This window comes from Pseudomonas sp. YY-1 (assembly GCF_002843095.1).
Taxonomy (GTDB): Bacteria; Pseudomonadota; Gammaproteobacteria; order Pseudomonadales; family Pseudomonadaceae; genus Aquipseudomonas; species Aquipseudomonas sediminis_A.
This window is the reverse complement of record NZ_PJLX01000001.1, coordinates 499,353-515,527: the sequence shown is the minus strand read 5'-3', so window position 1 is coordinate 515,527 and position 16,175 is coordinate 499,353. Positions and strand designations below refer to the sequence as shown.

12 protein-coding genes are annotated in these 16,175 nt (G+C 61.7%); 5 read left to right on the top strand and 7 right to left on the bottom strand.

The annotated features are described in order from the left end of the window. Window positions 1-3 precede the first annotated feature (3 nt). The 5 genes from CXP40_RS02420 to CXP40_RS02400 are packed head-to-tail and all read right to left on the bottom strand — an operon-like array spanning window position 4 to window position 7,413. Window positions 4-1,617, bottom strand: a complete 1,614-nt coding sequence (locus CXP40_RS02420; RefSeq protein ID WP_106732426.1) for an ABC transporter ATP-binding protein — start codon at window positions 1,615-1,617, stop codon at window positions 4-6. A gap of 1 nt (window position 1,618) precedes the next feature. Continuing rightward, complete coding sequence (locus CXP40_RS02415) at window positions 1,619-2,638, bottom strand: ABC transporter permease (RefSeq protein ID WP_017676728.1); 1,020 nt, start codon at window positions 2,636-2,638, stop codon at window positions 1,619-1,621. 2 nt (window positions 2,639-2,640) lie between these two features. Next, window positions 2,641-3,726 (bottom strand): microcin C ABC transporter permease YejB, encoded by a 1,086-nt coding sequence (locus CXP40_RS02410; RefSeq protein ID WP_003461414.1) that lies wholly within the window; start codon window positions 3,724-3,726, stop codon window positions 2,641-2,643. Window position 3,727: 1 nt separating this feature from the next. Continuing rightward, complete coding sequence (locus CXP40_RS02405) at window positions 3,728-5,587, bottom strand: extracellular solute-binding protein (protein WP_106732425.1); 1,860 nt, start codon at window positions 5,585-5,587, stop codon at window positions 3,728-3,730. Then, window positions 5,584-7,413, bottom strand: coding sequence for an extracellular solute-binding protein (locus CXP40_RS02400; protein WP_106732424.1), 1,830 nt, complete (start codon window positions 7,411-7,413; stop codon window positions 5,584-5,586). The genes CXP40_RS02405 and CXP40_RS02400 overlap by 4 nt, the downstream gene beginning before the upstream one ends. A gap of 146 nt (window positions 7,414-7,559) precedes the next feature. Here CXP40_RS02400 and CXP40_RS02395 point away from each other — a divergent pair, with 146 nt between their 5' ends. Then, a complete protein-coding gene (locus CXP40_RS02395; protein WP_177429611.1) occupies window positions 7,560-9,002 on the top strand; it encodes an HDOD domain-containing protein in 1,443 nt (480 codons plus the stop codon). Here the strand turns inward: CXP40_RS02395 and CXP40_RS02390 are convergent, their stop codons facing one another. Continuing rightward, the gene (locus CXP40_RS02390; RefSeq protein ID WP_106732422.1) at window positions 9,003-10,577 is read right to left on the bottom strand and encodes a LysM peptidoglycan-binding domain-containing protein; all 1,575 of its coding nucleotides are present in this window, start codon (window positions 10,575-10,577) and stop codon (window positions 9,003-9,005) included. 121 nt (window positions 10,578-10,698) lie between these two features. Continuing rightward, window positions 10,699-11,472: a hydroxyacylglutathione hydrolase gene (gene gloB / locus CXP40_RS02385; RefSeq protein WP_106732421.1), complete on the bottom strand. Its 774-nt coding sequence runs from the start codon at window positions 11,470-11,472 to the stop codon at window positions 10,699-10,701. Window positions 11,473-11,544: 72 nt separating this feature from the next. On the opposite strand from gloB, the gene CXP40_RS02380 reads away from it, so the two are divergent. The 4 genes from CXP40_RS02380 (at window position 11,545) to CXP40_RS02365 (ending at window position 16,012) form a co-directional block, all read left to right on the top strand. After that, the gene (locus CXP40_RS02380; protein ID WP_106732420.1) at window positions 11,545-12,303 is read left to right on the top strand and encodes a class I SAM-dependent methyltransferase; all 759 of its coding nucleotides are present in this window, start codon (window positions 11,545-11,547) and stop codon (window positions 12,301-12,303) included. 58 nt (window positions 12,304-12,361) lie between these two features. Beyond that, entirely contained in the window at window positions 12,362-12,814 is a 453-nt protein-coding gene (rnhA, locus tag CXP40_RS02375; protein WP_106732419.1) for a ribonuclease HI, read from the top strand. A 74-nt stretch (window positions 12,815-12,888) separates the two neighbouring features. Next, window positions 12,889-13,647 carry a DNA polymerase III subunit epsilon gene (gene dnaQ / locus CXP40_RS02370; protein WP_106732418.1) on the top strand — a complete coding sequence of 253 codons (759 nt, stop codon included), beginning with the start codon at window positions 12,889-12,891 and terminating at the stop codon, window positions 13,645-13,647. Window positions 13,648-13,768: 121 nt separating this feature from the next. After that, window positions 13,769-16,012 (top strand): Orn/Lys/Arg decarboxylase N-terminal domain-containing protein, encoded by a 2,244-nt coding sequence (locus CXP40_RS02365; protein ID WP_106732417.1) that lies wholly within the window; start codon window positions 13,769-13,771, stop codon window positions 16,010-16,012. The last annotated feature ends 163 nt before the right edge of the window (window positions 16,013-16,175 follow it).

Here is a 16,175-nt window from a genome sequence, read left to right as displayed (position 1 = left end):
GGATCAGTGAGCCGTTGCCGGGGCCAGAAAAGCGGCTTCCAGCAACTGCTGCGTATAAGGGTGTTGCGGTGCACTGAAGATCGACTCTGCAGACCCTTGTTCGACCACCTGGCCCTGCTTGACCACCATCAACTGGTGGCTCAGCGCTCTGACTACCGCCAGGTCATGGCTGATAAACAGATAGGTCAGGTTGTACTTGGCCTGCAAGCCGCGCAACAACTCCACCACCTGACGCTGCACCGTACGGTCGAGCGCCGAAGTGGGCTCGTCCAGCAGGATCAGCGCTGGTTTCAACACCAGTGCCCGGGCAATGGCAATCCGCTGCCGTTGCCCGCCAGAAAACTCGTGGGGGTAGCGATGCCGCGTCTGCGGGTCCAGCCCTACCTCCAAAAGCGCGTCGATGATGGCTTGTTCCTGTTCCGCCTCGTTGCCCATACCGTGAATGCGCAGACCTTCACCGACGATCTGGCTCACCGACATGCGTGGGCTCAGGCTGCCGAAGGGGTCCTGAAACACCACTTGCATCTGCCGGCGCAGCGGACGTACTTCCTGCTGGCTGAGGCCCTGCAACTGCTGGCCCTGGAAGCGGATATCACCGCGACTGGCGAGCAGCCGCAGAATGGCCATGCCCAGCGTGGATTTACCGGAACCACTTTCGCCGACGATGCCCAGGGTCTGGCCCTGAGGCAGGCTGAAGTTGATGCCGTCCACCGCTTTGACATGATCCACCGTCCGGCGCAGCAGGCCCTTCTTGATCGGGAACCATACGCGCAGGTCGTCCACTTCCAGCAGCGGCTCGCCCGCAGGGTTGGCCGCAGGGTCGCCGCTGGGCTCGGCGCCGAGCAGTTCCTGGGTGTAGGGATGCTGCGGAGCCTGGAACAATTCTTCACACGACGCCTGTTCGACGATGCGACCGCGCTGCATGACACATACGCGATGGGCAATTCTGCGAACCAGATTGAGATCATGGCTGATCAGCAGCAGTGACATGCCCAGGCGCGCCTGCAGATCCTTGAGCAGTTCGAGGATTTTCAGTTGCACGGTGACGTCCAGGGCGGTGGTCGGCTCGTCGGCGATCAGCAGTTGTGGCTCGTTAGCCAGGGCCATGGCAATCATCACACGCTGCCGCTGACCACCGGATAGCTCGTGCGGGTAGGCCTTCAGACGCTTCTTCGGTTCGGGGATGCCGACCAGCTCGAGCAGCTCCAGCGTACGCGCACTAGCGGCCTTACCGCGCAGACCCTTGTGCAGTGCAAGCACTTCGTTGATCTGCTTCTCGATGCAATGCAGCGGGTTGAGCGAGGTCATGGGCTCCTGGAAAACCATGGCGATGCGGTTGCCGCGAATGCCGCGCAAGCGGCCTTCGCCAAGCTTGAGCAGGTCCTCGCCAGCGTATTCGATGCTGCCATGCGGATGCCGTGCGAGCGGGTAGGGTAGTAGACGCAGGATCGAGTGCGCCGTCACTGACTTGCCCGAGCCGCTCTCGCCAACCAGGGCCAGGGTTTCGCCCTTGTGTATATCGAAACTGACGTTCTCGACCACGCGCTGGCATTGATCGCCCATGACGAACTCGACGGCCAGATCGCGCACTTGCAGCAGGGTTTCGTTCTGGCTCATGTCATTTCCTCGGGTCGAAGGCATCGCGGGCGGCTTCGCCGATGAAGACCAGCAGGCTCAGCATGATCGCCAGCACGGCGAAGGCACTGATGCCGAGCCACGGGGCCTGCAGGTTGCTCTTGCCCTGGGCGACCAGCTCGCCGAGCGACGGCGCGCCAGGCGGCAGGCCGAAGCCCAGGAAGTCCAGGGCGGTAAGCGTGCCGATCGCACCGGTGAGAATGAAGGGCATGAAGGTCATGGTCGAAACCATGGCGTTGGGCAGAATATGGCGGAACATGATGGCGCCGTTCTCCATGCCCAGCGCCCGCGCCGCGCGCACGTACTCGAGGTTGCGGCCACGCAGGAATTCGGCGCGCACCACGTCGACCAGGCTCATCCAGGAGAACAGCAGCATGATGCCCAGCAGCCACCAGAAGTTCGGCTGCACAAAGCTGGCGAGGATGATCAGCAGATAGAGCACCGGCAGGCCCGACCAGATTTCCAGAAAGCGTTGGCCAAGCAGGTCGACCCAGCCGCCATAGAAGCCCTGCAGCGCACCGGCGATCACGCCGATCACCGAGCTGGCCAGGGTCAGGATCAGGGCAAACAGTACCGAGATCCTGAAGCCGTAAATCACCCGCGCCAGGACGTCGCGGCCCTGATCGTCGGTGCCCAGCCAGTTCTGCGCCGAGGGCGGCGCGGGGGCAGGTACTTCCAGGTCGTAGTTGATGCTCGAATAGCTGAACGGGATCGGCGGCCAGATCATCTTGCCGTCCTTTTCCGCGATCAGGTCCTGAATGTAGGGGCTCTTGTAGTTGGCCTGCAGCGGGAATTCGCCGCCAAACACGGTTTCCGGGTAGCGCTTGAGCACCGGGAAATACCACTCGCCGTCATACCGCACGGCCAATGGCTTGTCGTTGGCGATCAGCTCGGCGCCCAGGCTCAGGCCAAACAGGATGAGAAACAGCCACAGCGACCACCAGCCGCGCTTGTGCGCCTTGAAACGGTCGAAGCGGCGTCGGTTGAGAGGGGAGAGTTTCATGCTCAACCCTCCCGGCTTTCGAAGTCGATACGCGGATCGACCAGGGTGTAGGTGATGTCACCGATCAATTTCACGATCAGCCCCAGCAAGGTGAAGATGAACAGGGTGCCGAACACCACCGGATAGTCGCGGTTGATCGCCGCCTCGAAGCTCATCAGGCCGAGGCCGTCTAGCGAGAAGATCACCTCGATCAATAGGGAGCCGGTGAAGAAGATGCCGATGAAGGCGGCGGGGAAGCCGGCGATGATCAGCAGCATGGCGTTACGGAATACGTGGCCGTAGAGCACGCGATGGTTGGTCAGGCCCTTGGCGCGGGCGGTCACCACGTACTGTTTGTTGATCTCGTCGAGAAAACTGTTCTTGGTCAGCAGGGTCAGGGTGGCGAAGTTACCGATGACCAGAGCGGTAACCGGCAGCACCAGGTGCCAGAGGTAGTCGAGAATCTTGCCGCCGAGGCTGAGCTGCTCGAAGTTGTTCGAGGTCAGGCCGCGTAGCGGGAACCAGTCCCAGTAGCTGCCACCGGCGAACAGCACGATCAGCAGGATGGCGAAGAGGAAGGCCGGGATGGCGTAGCCGACGATGATCGCCGAACTGGTCCAGACGTCGAAGGCGCTGCCGTGGCGGGTGGCCTTGGCGATGCCCAGCGGTATGGACACCAGATACATGATCAGGGTGCTCCACAGACCGAGCGAGATCGACACCGGCATCTTCTCGATGATCAGGTCGATGACCTGGGCGTCACGGAAGAAGCTGGAGCCGAAGTCCAGCTGCGCGTAATTCTTGAGCATGATCCAGAAACGTTCCGGCGCCGACTTGTCGAAACCGTACATTTTCTCGATCTCGGCGATCAGCTGTGGATCGAGGCCCTGGGCGCCGCGGTAGTTGGAGCCGGCCACCGACACTTCGGCGCCACCGCCGCCGATGCGCCCCGTGGCGCCGCCGGCAGCCGCATCGAAACCTTCCAGCTTGGCGATCATCTGTTCGACCGGGCCGCCGGGTGCGGCCTGGATGATGATGAAGTTGATGACCAGAATGCCGAACAGGGTCGGGATGATCAGCAGCAGGCGGCGAAAGATATAGGCCAGCATGTTATTGCTTCGCCTCTTCGGTCGCTTGTTCTGCGGCTTGCTGCTGAACGTCGCTCGGCTGCTCCAGGCCTGGGCGCACCCACCAGGTGTGCAGGCCGATATCGTAGAGTGGCGTCACCTTCGGGTGTTCGAAACGGTTCCAGTAGGCGACACGCCAGGTCTTGATGTGCCAGTTGGGGATCACGTAATAGCCCCACAGCAGCACGCGATCGAGGGCGCGGGTATGGGCGATCAGGTTCTGCCGCGAGTCGGCGTTGATCAGACCTTCGACGATCTGGTCGATGGCCGGGTCCTTGAGCCCGATGAAATTGCGGCTACCGGGATTGTCGGCGCTGGAGGAGTGCCAGTATTCGCGTTGCTCATTGCCCGGCGAGTTGGACTGGCCGAAGCCGCTGACGATCATGTCGAAGTCACGCGAGCGCAGGCGGTTGATGTACTGCGAAACGTCGACGCGGCGAATCACCAGATCCATGCCAAGGTCGGCCAGATTGCGCTTGAATGGCAGCAGCACGCGCTCGAACTCGGTTTGTGCGAGAAGGAACTCGAAGCTGACCGGCCGACCATTGGCATCGAGCATGCGATCACCTTCGATACGCCAGCCGGCCTGTTGCAGCAGTTGATAGGCGCGGCGCTGTTGCTCGCGAATGATGCCGCTGCCGTCGGTGACCGGTACACGGAATTCCTCGCTGAACACTTCGGCCGGAATCTTGCCGCGCAGCGGTTCTAGAATCGCCAGTTCGTCTTCACCGGGCAGCCCCTGCGAGCCCAGTTCGGAATTGTCGAAATAGCTGCGGGTGCGGGAATAGGCGCCGTTGAACAGGCGTTTGTTGGCCCATTCGAAGTCGTACAGCAGGCCCAGCGCCTCACGTACGCGGCGATCCTGGAACTGCGGACGGCGGGTGTTGAAGATGAAACCCTGCATGCCGGTGGGGTTGCGGTTCTGGATTTCTTCCTTGATCAGCTGGCCGTTGGCAACCGCCGGGGTGTTGTAGGCCGTGGCCCAGTTCTTCGCGCTGGTTTCCAGCCAGTAGTCGAACTGGCCGGCCTTCAGCGCCTCCAGGGCCACGGTGTTGTCGCGATAGTAGTCGATCTGGATGGTGTCGAAGTTGTAGAAGCCGCGGCTCACGGGCAGATCCTTGGCCCACCAGTCGTCAACACGCTCGTAGCGGATGCTGCGGCCGGCCTGGACGCGGCCGACCTTGTACGGGCCGCTGCCCAGCGGTACCTCGAGATTGCTCTTGGCGAAGTCGCGCTCGGCCCACCAGTGCTTGGGTAGCACCGGCAATTGGCCGACGATCAGCGGCAGCTCGCGGTTGCCGGCGTGCTTGAACACGAAGCGCACGCTGTGCGGCGATTCCACTTCCACCTGCTCGACATCGGCGTAGTAGCCGCGGTACATCGGCGCGCCTTTTTCCATCAGCGTATCGAAGGTGAACTTGACGTCTTCGGCGGTGATCGGCGTGCCGTCGTGAAAGCGCGCTTCCTTGCGCAGCAGAAAGCGCACCCAGGCGTTGTCAGGTGCCTTCTCGATCTTTTCCGCCACCAATCCGTAGGCGGTGAACGGCTCGTCCATGCTCTGCACGGCAAGGGTGTCGTAGATCAGGTTGATCTCGTCGGCGGCCACGCCTTTGCTGATGAAGGGGTTGAGGCTGTCGAAGCCACCGAAACCCGCTTCGCGAAAGGTGCCGCCCTTGGGCGCGTCGGGATTGGTGTATTCGAAGTGCGTGAAGTTGGCGGGATATTTGGGCGGCTCGTCGTAGAGGGTGACGGCGTGTTTGGGGGCGGCGAAGGCAAGGCCGGCCAGGCCGAGCAGAATGAGGCTGCTACCGTGAAGCAGGAAACTGCGCAGCGGGTGGGTCATCGAGCGTTCTCCGTGGGCTTCAGCCACCAGGTGCGCAGGCCCAGTGTGTAGGGCGGCGTGGTGACGAAGGCGAACCGATTGCGGTACGCCAGGCGGTGATAATTGATGTACCAGTTGGGAATGCTGTAGTGCTGCCAGAGCAGGACTCGGTCCAGGGCCCGCGTGGCGGCTACCTGTTCGTCTCGAGTCTGCGCCGAAAGCAGCTTGTCGATCATCTCGTCGACCACCGGATCGTTGACGCCTGCATAGTTCTTGCCGCCCTTGATGTTCACCTGGCTGGAATGGAAGTACAGCGATTGTTCCAGGCCTGGGCTGAGGGTTTGCGGCAGGGTCAGCAGGATCATGTCGTAGTCGAACTGGTCAAGGCGTTGCTTGTACTGGGCGCGATCGACAGTGCGCAGGTTGGCGCGTATGCCGATACTGGCTAGGTTGGCAGTATAGGGCTGGAGAATGCGTTCGAGGCTGGGGTTGACCAGCATGATCTCGAACTCGAGGCGTTGACCGCGAGCATTACGCAACTCCTGGCCGGAGGGCTTCCAGCCGGCGTCGGCCAATAGACCGAGGGCGCGGCGCAAGGTTTCCCGGGGGATACCGCGGCCATCGGTTACCGGTTGTGTCAGTGGCTCGGTGAGCAGGCGCGCGGGCAGCTTGTCGCGATGCGGCGACAGCAGCAACCACTCTGCACCTTCGGGCTTGCCGGTGGCCGAGAATTCGCTGTTGGGGTAGTAACTGGCGGCGCGTACGTAGGCATTGTTGAACAGTGTGCGATTGGTCCATTCAAAATCGAACATCAGCCCCAACGCTTCGCGCACCCTGCGATCGTTGAACAGCTCGCGACGCGTGTTCATGAACAGTGCTTGGGTCTGAGTCGGGATCTGGTGCGGTATCTCGGCGCGAATCACGTCGCCGCGAGTCACGGCTGGAAAGCGGTAGCCGTTGCTCCAGTTCTTTGCCTGGTTCTCGATGTAGAAGTCGAATTCGCCGGCCTTGAAGGCCTCGAAGGCGACATGGTTGTCGCGGTAGAACTCCACTTCGACGCGATCATAGTTGTACTTGCCGCGGTTGACCGGCAGATCCTTGCCCCACCAGTCCTTCACCCGCTCGAACACCAGGCGCCGGCCAGGCACGACCTGGACGATGCGATACGGGCCGCTGCCCAGCGGGGCTTCGAATGTCGTGCTTTTGAAATCGCGATCTTTCCAGTAGTGCTGCGGCAGCACCGGCAGTTCGCCCAGGCGCAGGATCAGCAGCGGATTGCCGGCGCGCTTGAAGACGAAGCGGATGCGGTGACGACCGAGGATATCGACGCGCTTCACTTCCTGCAGGTTGGTGCGGTACTGCGGATGGCCGTCATTGCGCAGCAGGCGATAGGAGAAGGCTACGTCATAGGCAGTGATCGGCTTGCCATCGTGAAAGCGCGCTTCCGGCCGCAGATTGAACACCACCCAGCTGCGATCTTCGCTGTACTCGACGCTTTTGGCGATCAGGCCGTAACTGGAGGCTGGCTCATCGCCGGAAGGATCGTAAGCGCCTGTGCCGACCATCAAGGGTTCATTCAGCTCATTGGCGCCGTACTGCAGGAAATGCGCGGTCGAGATCGGGCTGCTGCCCTTGAGTGTGTAGGGATTGAGCGTATCAAAAGTACCGGACGCCATGATGCGCAACGTGCCACCTTTGGGCGCATCGGGGTTGACCCAGTCAAAATGACTGAAGCTGGCAGGGTACTTGAGTGTCCCGAACTGGGCGTAGCCGTGGCTCTCGCTGATAGTCGCAGAGGCGGGAAAGCTCAAGGCCAGGCTGAGGAACAGCAGGAGGAGGGGACGCATCGGGCGTGAGATCCGATCCATGGCGGCGTTTGGGCTCTGGGGCGGTACAGTAACAGCTTGTATGGACAGGAAAAAGAGTGCAGCGGTGGGCGGGCGGTTACCACGCGATGACATACACTTCAGGGACACGCCATGAGGGTACGAATTTGTCGGAACGAAGCCATGGTTTGCAGTCATGGATCGATCGCCTGAACCAAGCCGAACTGCCCGCGCTGGCTGCCGTCGTGCAGGATCTGCAACGCCTTGCGCAGCAGGATTCTGCTTCGGTGCAGCAGTTGGCCGATGTGTTGCTGCGTGACGCGGCGCTGACCAGCAAGGTGCTGCGGGTCGGTAACAGCGTCTACTACAACCCGTCCCAGGAAACCATCAAGACCATCTCGCGAGCCATTGTCCTGATCGGCTTCGACAATGTGCGCCTGATCAGCCTTTCTGTGAGCCTGATTGACGGGCTGCTCACCCGTGCGCCGCGAGAGCAGTTGCAGACATTACTCGCGCGTTCTTTCCATGCCGCGGTGCAGGCGCGCAACCTGGCTGGCTATGTCATTTCCGGGCACGCCGAAGAGGTATTCATCGCCGCACTGCTCCATCACCTGGGCGAGTTGGCGTTCTGGGGTTGTGGTGGGGCGCAGGCTGACGAACTGGCCGATGCCCTTGAACGCCCTGGTGTCGATGTCGATGAGGCGGTGCGTGAGGTGCTCGGCACCAGCTTTCGCCAACTTACCCAGGCGTTGCTGAAAAGCTGGAACCTGAGCGAAACCGCCATCCTCGCCCAGGCAGGCGCCAGCCAGCATGATCCGGCCGCTTACGCCGTACAGTTGGGCGTGCGGATTAGCGAGGTGGCGCTAGGTGGCTGGGATTGTGCAGAGATGGAGGGCGTGCTGGGCAAGGTGGCAGCGTTTATCGAGCTGACTCCCGAGGAAACCCTGCAGCAGGTGCTGGCCAGTGCGGATGAGGCGGTGAAGGTCGCCTCGACCTTCGGTGCCAGCAAGTTGTGCCGGCTGATTCCCAATACCGATCCTGAGCAGATTCGCCAGCAGCAGGAAGAGCGTCGTGCGCGTTTGCTGCAGCCGGATCTGTTAGTGATGCAGCAGGCACTGCAGGATCTCGGCCTGATGGTCAATGCCAGGGCCGATGTCGGGCTGGTGCTCGATACCTTGCTCAAAGGGTTGCATCGGGGCGCTGGCCTGGAGCGGGTGATGCTCACGGTTCTTGCCGACGGGCAGAGCCGCTTTCGCGCCAAGCGCGTGATCGGTGAAAAGTCGCAGCAATGGCTGGAGGAGTTCGTGCTGCCGGCCGAGCAGGTGGAGCAGCCGCATATCTTCAGTTATGCGCTACGCCATCGTGAGGCGATCTGGATGGGCGTACCCGCCAGCTACAACCTGGCCGAGCTGGTGACCCAGCCGATTCGGCGCAGCCTGGGTGCTGGCATGTTCTTCATTGCGCCGATCATCGCGGGTACGCGGGAAATCGGCGTGCTATATGCCGACAGTCGACTGTCCGGGCGAGCGCTGCGACATGAGCAGTTCGTGGCGTTTCAGCGCTTCACGCAATTGGCGGGGCGTTGTCTGGAAGCGATCAGCAAGCGCTGATCACGGCAGGTAGAGGGTCAGCATTTCGCCCGGACGCAGCCTGCTGCTGCGTGGGTTCCAGGCTTGCAGGCGCTTGAGGTCGATCTTGAAGCGCTTGGCGATCACATACAGCGAATCACCATGCTGCACGCGGTAGTAGGTGGCTTTGTCGCGCGAGCTGGAGGTACTGCGAGCAGTGCTGGCGACACGTGTGCTGCTATCGGCGGCGGCCAGGGTGAGCACCTGGCCGACCTTCAAATCATTGCCCTGCAGCTTGTTCCAGCGCTTCAGATCATGCACGGCGACCTGGTTGGCGCGAGCGATCTGCCAAAGGTTGTCGCCGTTCTTCACTTGATAGGTGCGGCTGGCCACGCTCTGCGCGGTGTCGCGCTGTTGATACAGCGGCTCGCTCGGCTGCGTGCCTGGTTTGCCTGGAATGGTCAGTACCTGGCCGATGCTCAGGTTGTTGCTGCTCAGGCGATTGACGTCCTTGAGCATGTTCACTGAAAGGTGATGACGATTGGCAATGGCGTGCAGGCTATCGCCGGAGCGCACGGTGTAACTCTGCCAGTCGACCATCTCCTGCGGTTTCATCAAGGCCAGGTTGGCGCTGAGCATCTCGGCTTTGTCGGTTGGTACCAGCAGATGTTGCGGGCCATCGAGAGTAATGCCGCGCTTATAGGCCGGGTTGAGCTGCAGCAGTTCCTGTTCATCCAGGTCGGCCAGTTTGGCGACGCGGGCCAGATCCATGTGCTGTTTGATCGCGATCTGTTCGAAGTAGGGCTCGTTGGCGATCGGCGAGAGGGTCACGTTATAGGCTTCCGGCGTCAGGATCACCTGCGACAGCGCCAGTAGCTTGGGCACGTAGTCCTCGGTTTCCTTGGGTAGCGACAGGTTCCAGTAGTCGCTGGGCAGGCCGAGTTTCTCGTTGCGTTCGATGGCGCGACTGATGCGGCCTTCGCCGGCGTTGTAGGCCGCCAGGGCGAGTAACCAGTCGCCGTTGAACATTTCGTGCAGGCGGCTGAGATAGTTGAGTGCGGCCTGGGTCGAGGCGGTGACGTCGCGGCGACCGTCGTACCAGTTGGTCTGGCGCAGGTTGTAGTAACGGCCGGTAGATGGAATGAACTGCCAGAGGCCGACCGCGTGCGCCGAAGAATAGGCTTGCGGGTCGTAAGCGCTTTCGATCACTGGCAGCAGCGCCAGCTCCATCGGCATGTCGCGCTCTGCCAGGCGTTCGACGATGTAGTGGATATAGGGGGCGCTACGTTCGCTGACGGTGTCGACGTGCTTCGGATTGCTGGCGTACCACAGGCGTACGCGTTCGATGCGCGGGTTGATGCCTATCTGGTCCTGCAGCTTGAAACCGTCGCGCATGCGCTCCCAGATATCGGTGTATTCGCGGGGTTTGATTTCGCTGCTGAGCCACTCGGGCTCACGTTCCATGCCGATAGCGCGAGAGGTATCGGCAGAGCGATCCGGGGTGTCGCTGGGCAGGCTCTGGCAACCGGCCAGGATCATGCAACACATCACTGCGAGCGCTCGAGAGCTTCGCGCCAATGCCTTTATATTCAATGGCTTGCGTGATGATAAAGGCATTGGCTGAGGTATTCATCCCGACGAAAAATTCGGGCGATTCTAGGAATCGAGGCGGTGCTGGTCAAGTTTTCACCAGTCCTGGACTGGTCTTTTGCGGGCCTGTCGACCTTTTTCTCAGCAGCTAGAACTTGTCTTTCCAGGCGCGCAGGCTAGCGAATACGGCGCTTGGCTCGTTCGACTGCCGGTCATCGCGTCCGTTGGTCGCTGCGAGGACCGAAGGTTCGCCAACACGCAGGAAAGGATTGGTGGCCAGTTCAAGTTCGATGTTCGACGGCAGGCTGATGCGGCCTTCGTCGCGCCAGCGGGTCACTTCGGCCAGGCGTTCGTTCAAGCGTGCATTGTCCGGCTCGACGGCGTGGGCGAAGCGCAGGTTGCTCAAGGTGTATTCGTGGGTGCAGTACACCAGGGTACGGGCGGGCAGGGCCGCCAGGCGGCTGAGAGACTGATGCATCTGTTGCGGGGTGCCTTCGAACAGGCGGCCACATCCGCCTGCGAACAGGGTATCACCACAGAACAGCAGGTCCTGTCCGGCGTGGTAGTAAGCGATATGACCGAGCGTGTGGCCAGGCACGGCCATGACCTGAAAGCGCAGGCCGAGCACGTCGATCTCGTCGTCGTCGTTCAGATCGAGGTCACGGGCCGGGATCTTTTCCGCCGCAGGGCCGGCGACACGTGCGCCGGTGGCGTTCTTCAGTGTTTCCACACCGCCGACATGATCGAAGTGGTGGTGGGTGATTAGGATGTCGCTGAGCATCCAGTCAGGACGGGCCTCCAGCCAGGCCATGACCGGTGCCGCGTCGCCGGGATCGACCACAGCGCAGCGCTTGCTGCTGGCGTCCTGCAGCAGCCAGATATAGTTGTCATTGAAGGCGGGCAGCGCGTCGATCTGAATCATTGCGGGTCGCTAAGCTGGTGATAAAGGTGCATCTTAGACACGACATGCAGAACCTGTCATGCGGAGGCAGCGATGACTGATGAGGCATTCGCCCAGGCCGACCCTGAGTGGCTCAAGCTTATCGGCGAGGCGCGCGACTGGCTTGCCGGGCCCCTCGGCCAACTGTTGCTGGAGGAAGAGCGGCGTTTGCTGGAAGAGGAGCTGGCGCGCTTTTTCGGTGGTTATCTGGTGAGCTACGGCCCTGGCGCCGAGGGTCCGCCGAAAGCGGGGCAGATCCAGCACAACGTGCGTCTTGGCGCGCCGATGCCAGGCGTGCAGATCGTCTGCGAAGAGCAGTCCTGGCCACTGGGCGAGCACGCTGCCGACGTGGTGGTGCTGCAGCATGGCCTGGATTTCAGCCTGTCACCCCATGGCCTGTTGCGTGAGGCGGCGCGCAGCGTCAGGCCTGGCGGGCACCTGTTGATTTTGGGTATTCACCCCTGGAGCGCCTGGGGCGTGCGTCGCCTGTTTGCCCGGGACGGTTTTGCCAAGGCGCGTTGTATCGCCCCGAGCCGTGTTGGCGACTGGCTGAGTTTGCTGGGCTTTGCGTTGGAGAAACGGCGGTTCGGGTGCTATCGTCCGCCGCTCGCTTCGCTGGCCTGGCAAATGCGCCTGCGGCGAATGGAGCGCTGGGGCGATGCCTGGCAGTTGCCGGGCGCCGGTTGTTACCTGTTGGTGGCACGCAAACTGGTGGTTGGTTTGCGCCCCTTGCGACAGTCGCGCCGCGAGCCGATGGGCAAGTTGCTGCCGATGCCAGTGGCGAAGGTCAGCCGACGTGATCTCGACAACTGATTGCGGCAATTTGCTGCCGGCCAGGCTGCGGCCAAACAATTCTGTACAGAGCTGATGAATGTCTGAAACCCATGATGTGGTGATTTACACCGACGGCGCCTGCAAGGGCAACCCAGGTCCCGGAGGTTGGGGCGCGCTGCTGGTGTACAAAGGTGTGGAGAAGGAGCTCTGGGGTGGAGACCCCAATACCACCAACAATCGCATGGAGCTGATGGCGGCGATTGCCGGCCTGATCGCACTGACCCGGCCTTGCTCGGTGAAGCTGGTGACCGACTCGCAGTACGTGATGAAAGGTATTCAGGAATGGCTGCCGAACTGGAAGAAGCGAGGCTGGAAGACTGCCGCGAAAGAGCCGGTGAAAAACGCCGATCTCTGGCAGAAACTGGATGAGGAAGTGAATCGCCATCAAGTGAGCTGGCAGTGGGTGCGCGGGCATACGGGTCACCCTGGCAACGAGCGTGCCGACCAGTTGGCCAATCGCGGCGTCGATGACGTGCGTGCGGCGCGCTGAGCGGTGATGCAGCACCTGAGTTAAGATACCGCGCTTGAATGTGCGGTAACCGCAATAGATGGGAGAAGCAAGGCGTGACAACCGATAACACCGTCAGACGCTACGTAGTACTGGATACCGAAACCACGGGTATGCCGGTCACCGACGGGCACCGCATCATCGAGATCGGTTGTGTCGAGTTGCTGGGGCGGCGCCTGACTGGGCGGCATTTCCACGTCTATCTCAACCCTGATCGCGAAATCGACGAAGGCGCCATCGCGGTTCACGGCATCACCAACGAGTACGTGGCCGACAAGCCGCGCTTCAAGGAAGTCGCTGATGAGTTCTATGAATTCATCAAGGGCGCGCAACTGATCATCCATAACGCCGCGTTCGACGTTGGTTTCATCAACAACGAATTTGCCTTGTTGGGGCAAAGCGAGCGCGCCGACGTCAGTGATTACTGCTCGGTGCTCGATACCCTGATGATGGCGCGCGAGCGTCATCCGGGGCAGCGCAACAGCCTCGATGCGCTGTGCAAGCGTTACGGCGTCGACAACTCCAACCGCGAACTACACGGCGCCTTGCTCGACTCGGAGATTCTCGCCGACGTCTATCTGGCGATGACTGGCGGGCAGACCAATCTGTCACTGGCCGGTGAAGGTTCCGATGGTGATGGCAGCGGGCGTCAGCAGGCCACGCCGATTCGTCGCCTTGACGCGTCGCGCCCACGTACTCGCGTCATTCGCGCCAGCGACGACGAGCTCGCGGCGCATATGGCGCGTCTGGCCGTGATCGAAAAATCCGCAGGCGGCCCGTCGCTGTGGGCGCAGTTGGAAAAAGCGCCGGAATAACCGAACAGCGCAATTGCGACCTTTTCTTATAGCGTGATGCACAGGGGGTTCCGCCGATCAGGGGGAGCCTCTAACCTGAGGCGATGGGCAGGGCAAGCCTGCCAGCCTTCAGGACGTCACAATGTATAAAGATCTCAAGTTTCCCGTCCTAATCGTGCATCGCGACATCAAGGCCGACACCGTGGCCGGTGATCGTGTGCGCGCCATCGCTCAGGAGCTTACCCAGGACGGTTTCAGTATTCTGCCCACGGCGAGCGCCGCTGAGGGGCGCATTGTCGCGTCCACCCACCACGGGCTGGCCTGCATCCTGGTGGCGGCCGAGGGGGCGGGGGAAAACAGCCGCCTGCTGCAGGACATGGTCGAGCTGATCCGCGTGGCGCGGGTGCGGGCGCCGCAGTTGCCGATCTTCGCTCTGGGCGAGCAGGTCACCATCGAGAATGCGCCGGCCGAGGCCATGGCCGATCTCAATCACCTGCGTGGCATCCTCTATCTCTACGAAGACACCGTGTCCTTTCTGGCGCGGCAGGTGGCGCGTGCGGCGCACAACTACCTCGATGGCCTGCTGCCGCCGTTCTTCAAGGCGCTGGTGCAGCACACCGCGCAGTCCAACTATTCCTGGCACACACCCGGTCATGGCGGTGGCGTAGCCTATCGCAAGAGTCCGGTGGGGCAGGCCTTCCACCAGTTCTTCGGTGAAAACACACTGCGTTCGGATTTGTCGGTGTCGGTGCCGGAGTTGGGCTCGCTGCTCGACCACACTGGCCCGCTGGCCGAGGCCGAGGCGCGTGCGGCGCGTAACTTCGGTGCCGACCACACCTTCTTCGTGATCAACGGCACTTCGACGGCGAACAAGATCGTCTGGCATTCCATGGTCGGGCGCGATGACCTGGTGCTGGTGGATCGCAACTGCCACAAGTCGATCCTGCACTCGATCATCATGACCGGCGCGATCCCGCTGTATCTCTGCCCCGAGCGCAATGAACTGGGGATCATCGGGCCGATTCCGCTCTCCGAGTTCAGCAAGGAATCGATCCAGGCCAAGATCGACGCCAGCCCGCTGGCGCGCGGTCGTGCGCCCAAGGTCAAGCTGGCGGTGGTGACCAACTCCACCTATGACGGGCTCTGCTACAACGCTGAAATGGTCAAGCAGGCGCTGGGTGACTCGGTCGAGGTGCTGCACTTCGACGAAGCCTGGTACGCCTACGCCGCTTTTCACGAGTTCTATGCTGGCCGCTATGGCATGGGCACCCAGTACGGCGAGCGCTCGCCATTGGTGTTCACCACCCATTCGACGCACAAGCTGCTGGCAGCCTTCAGCCAGGCCTCGATGATCCACGTGCAGGACGGCGGGCAGCGCCAGCTGGACCGCGACCGTTTCAACGAAGCCTTCATGATGCACATCTCCACGTCGCCGCAGTACGGCATCATCGCCTCGCTGGATGTAGCCTCGGCGATGATGGAAGGGCCGGCAGGGCGCTCGCTGATTCAGGAAACCTTCGACGAGGCGCTGAGCTTCCGCCGCGCGCTGGCCAACGTGCGGCGCAACCTGAGCGCCGAGGACTGGTGGTTCAGTATCTGGCAGCCGGGGGCGGCCGATGGCGCCGACAGCCTGACCACCTCTGACTGGGTGTTGCAACCGGACGCTGACTGGCATGGCTTCGGTGAAGTGGCCGATGACTATGTGCTGCTCGATCCGATCAAGGTCACGCTGGTGATGCCCGGCCTCAATGCGGCCGGCAAGCTGGAGCCGCAGGGCATTCCCGCCGCGGTGGTCAGCAAGTTTCTCTGGGAGCGTGGCCTGGTGGTGGAGAAAACCGGCCTGTACTCCTTCCTGGTGCTGTTCTCCATGGGCATCACCAAGGGCAAGTGGAGCACGCTGCTGACCGAGCTGCTGGAGTTCAAACGCAGCTATGACGCCAATTTGCCGCTGATCGACGTGCTGCCCTCCATCGCCCATGCGGGTGGCGGGCGCTATCAGGGTATGGGTCTGCGTGACCTATGCGACGCGCTGCATGGCTGCTACCGCGAAAACGCCACGGCCAAGGCACTGAAAAGCATGTACACGGCGTTGCCTGAACTGGCGATCAAACCGGCCGATGCCTACGACCGCCTGGTGCGCGGCGAGGTCGAGGCGGTACCCATCGATCAGTTGCAGGGGCGTATCGCTGCAGTGATGCTGGTGCCTTACCCGCCGGGTATTCCGTTGATCATGCCAGGCGAGCGCTTCACAGCGGCCACGCGCTCGATTCTCGACTATCTGGCCTTCGCACGGACTTTCGATCAGGCCTTCCCTGGGTTCGATATCGATGTGCACGGTTTGCAAACCGACGCGGGTGAGTACTGCGTGGATTGCCTGGTGGAGTAAACCTGACGTAGTTCTGTCAGAGAGCAAGATCCTCGACAGATCAATCTCTTATCTCTGACATTAAAAGCGGTTGTTAACGTCCGGGGCGTGCCCTGCGTCACAGTGGCAAGCATCGACTTTTATGGCGCGCTTGTTATAGTTGCTCGGTTATTAATCACAAAAT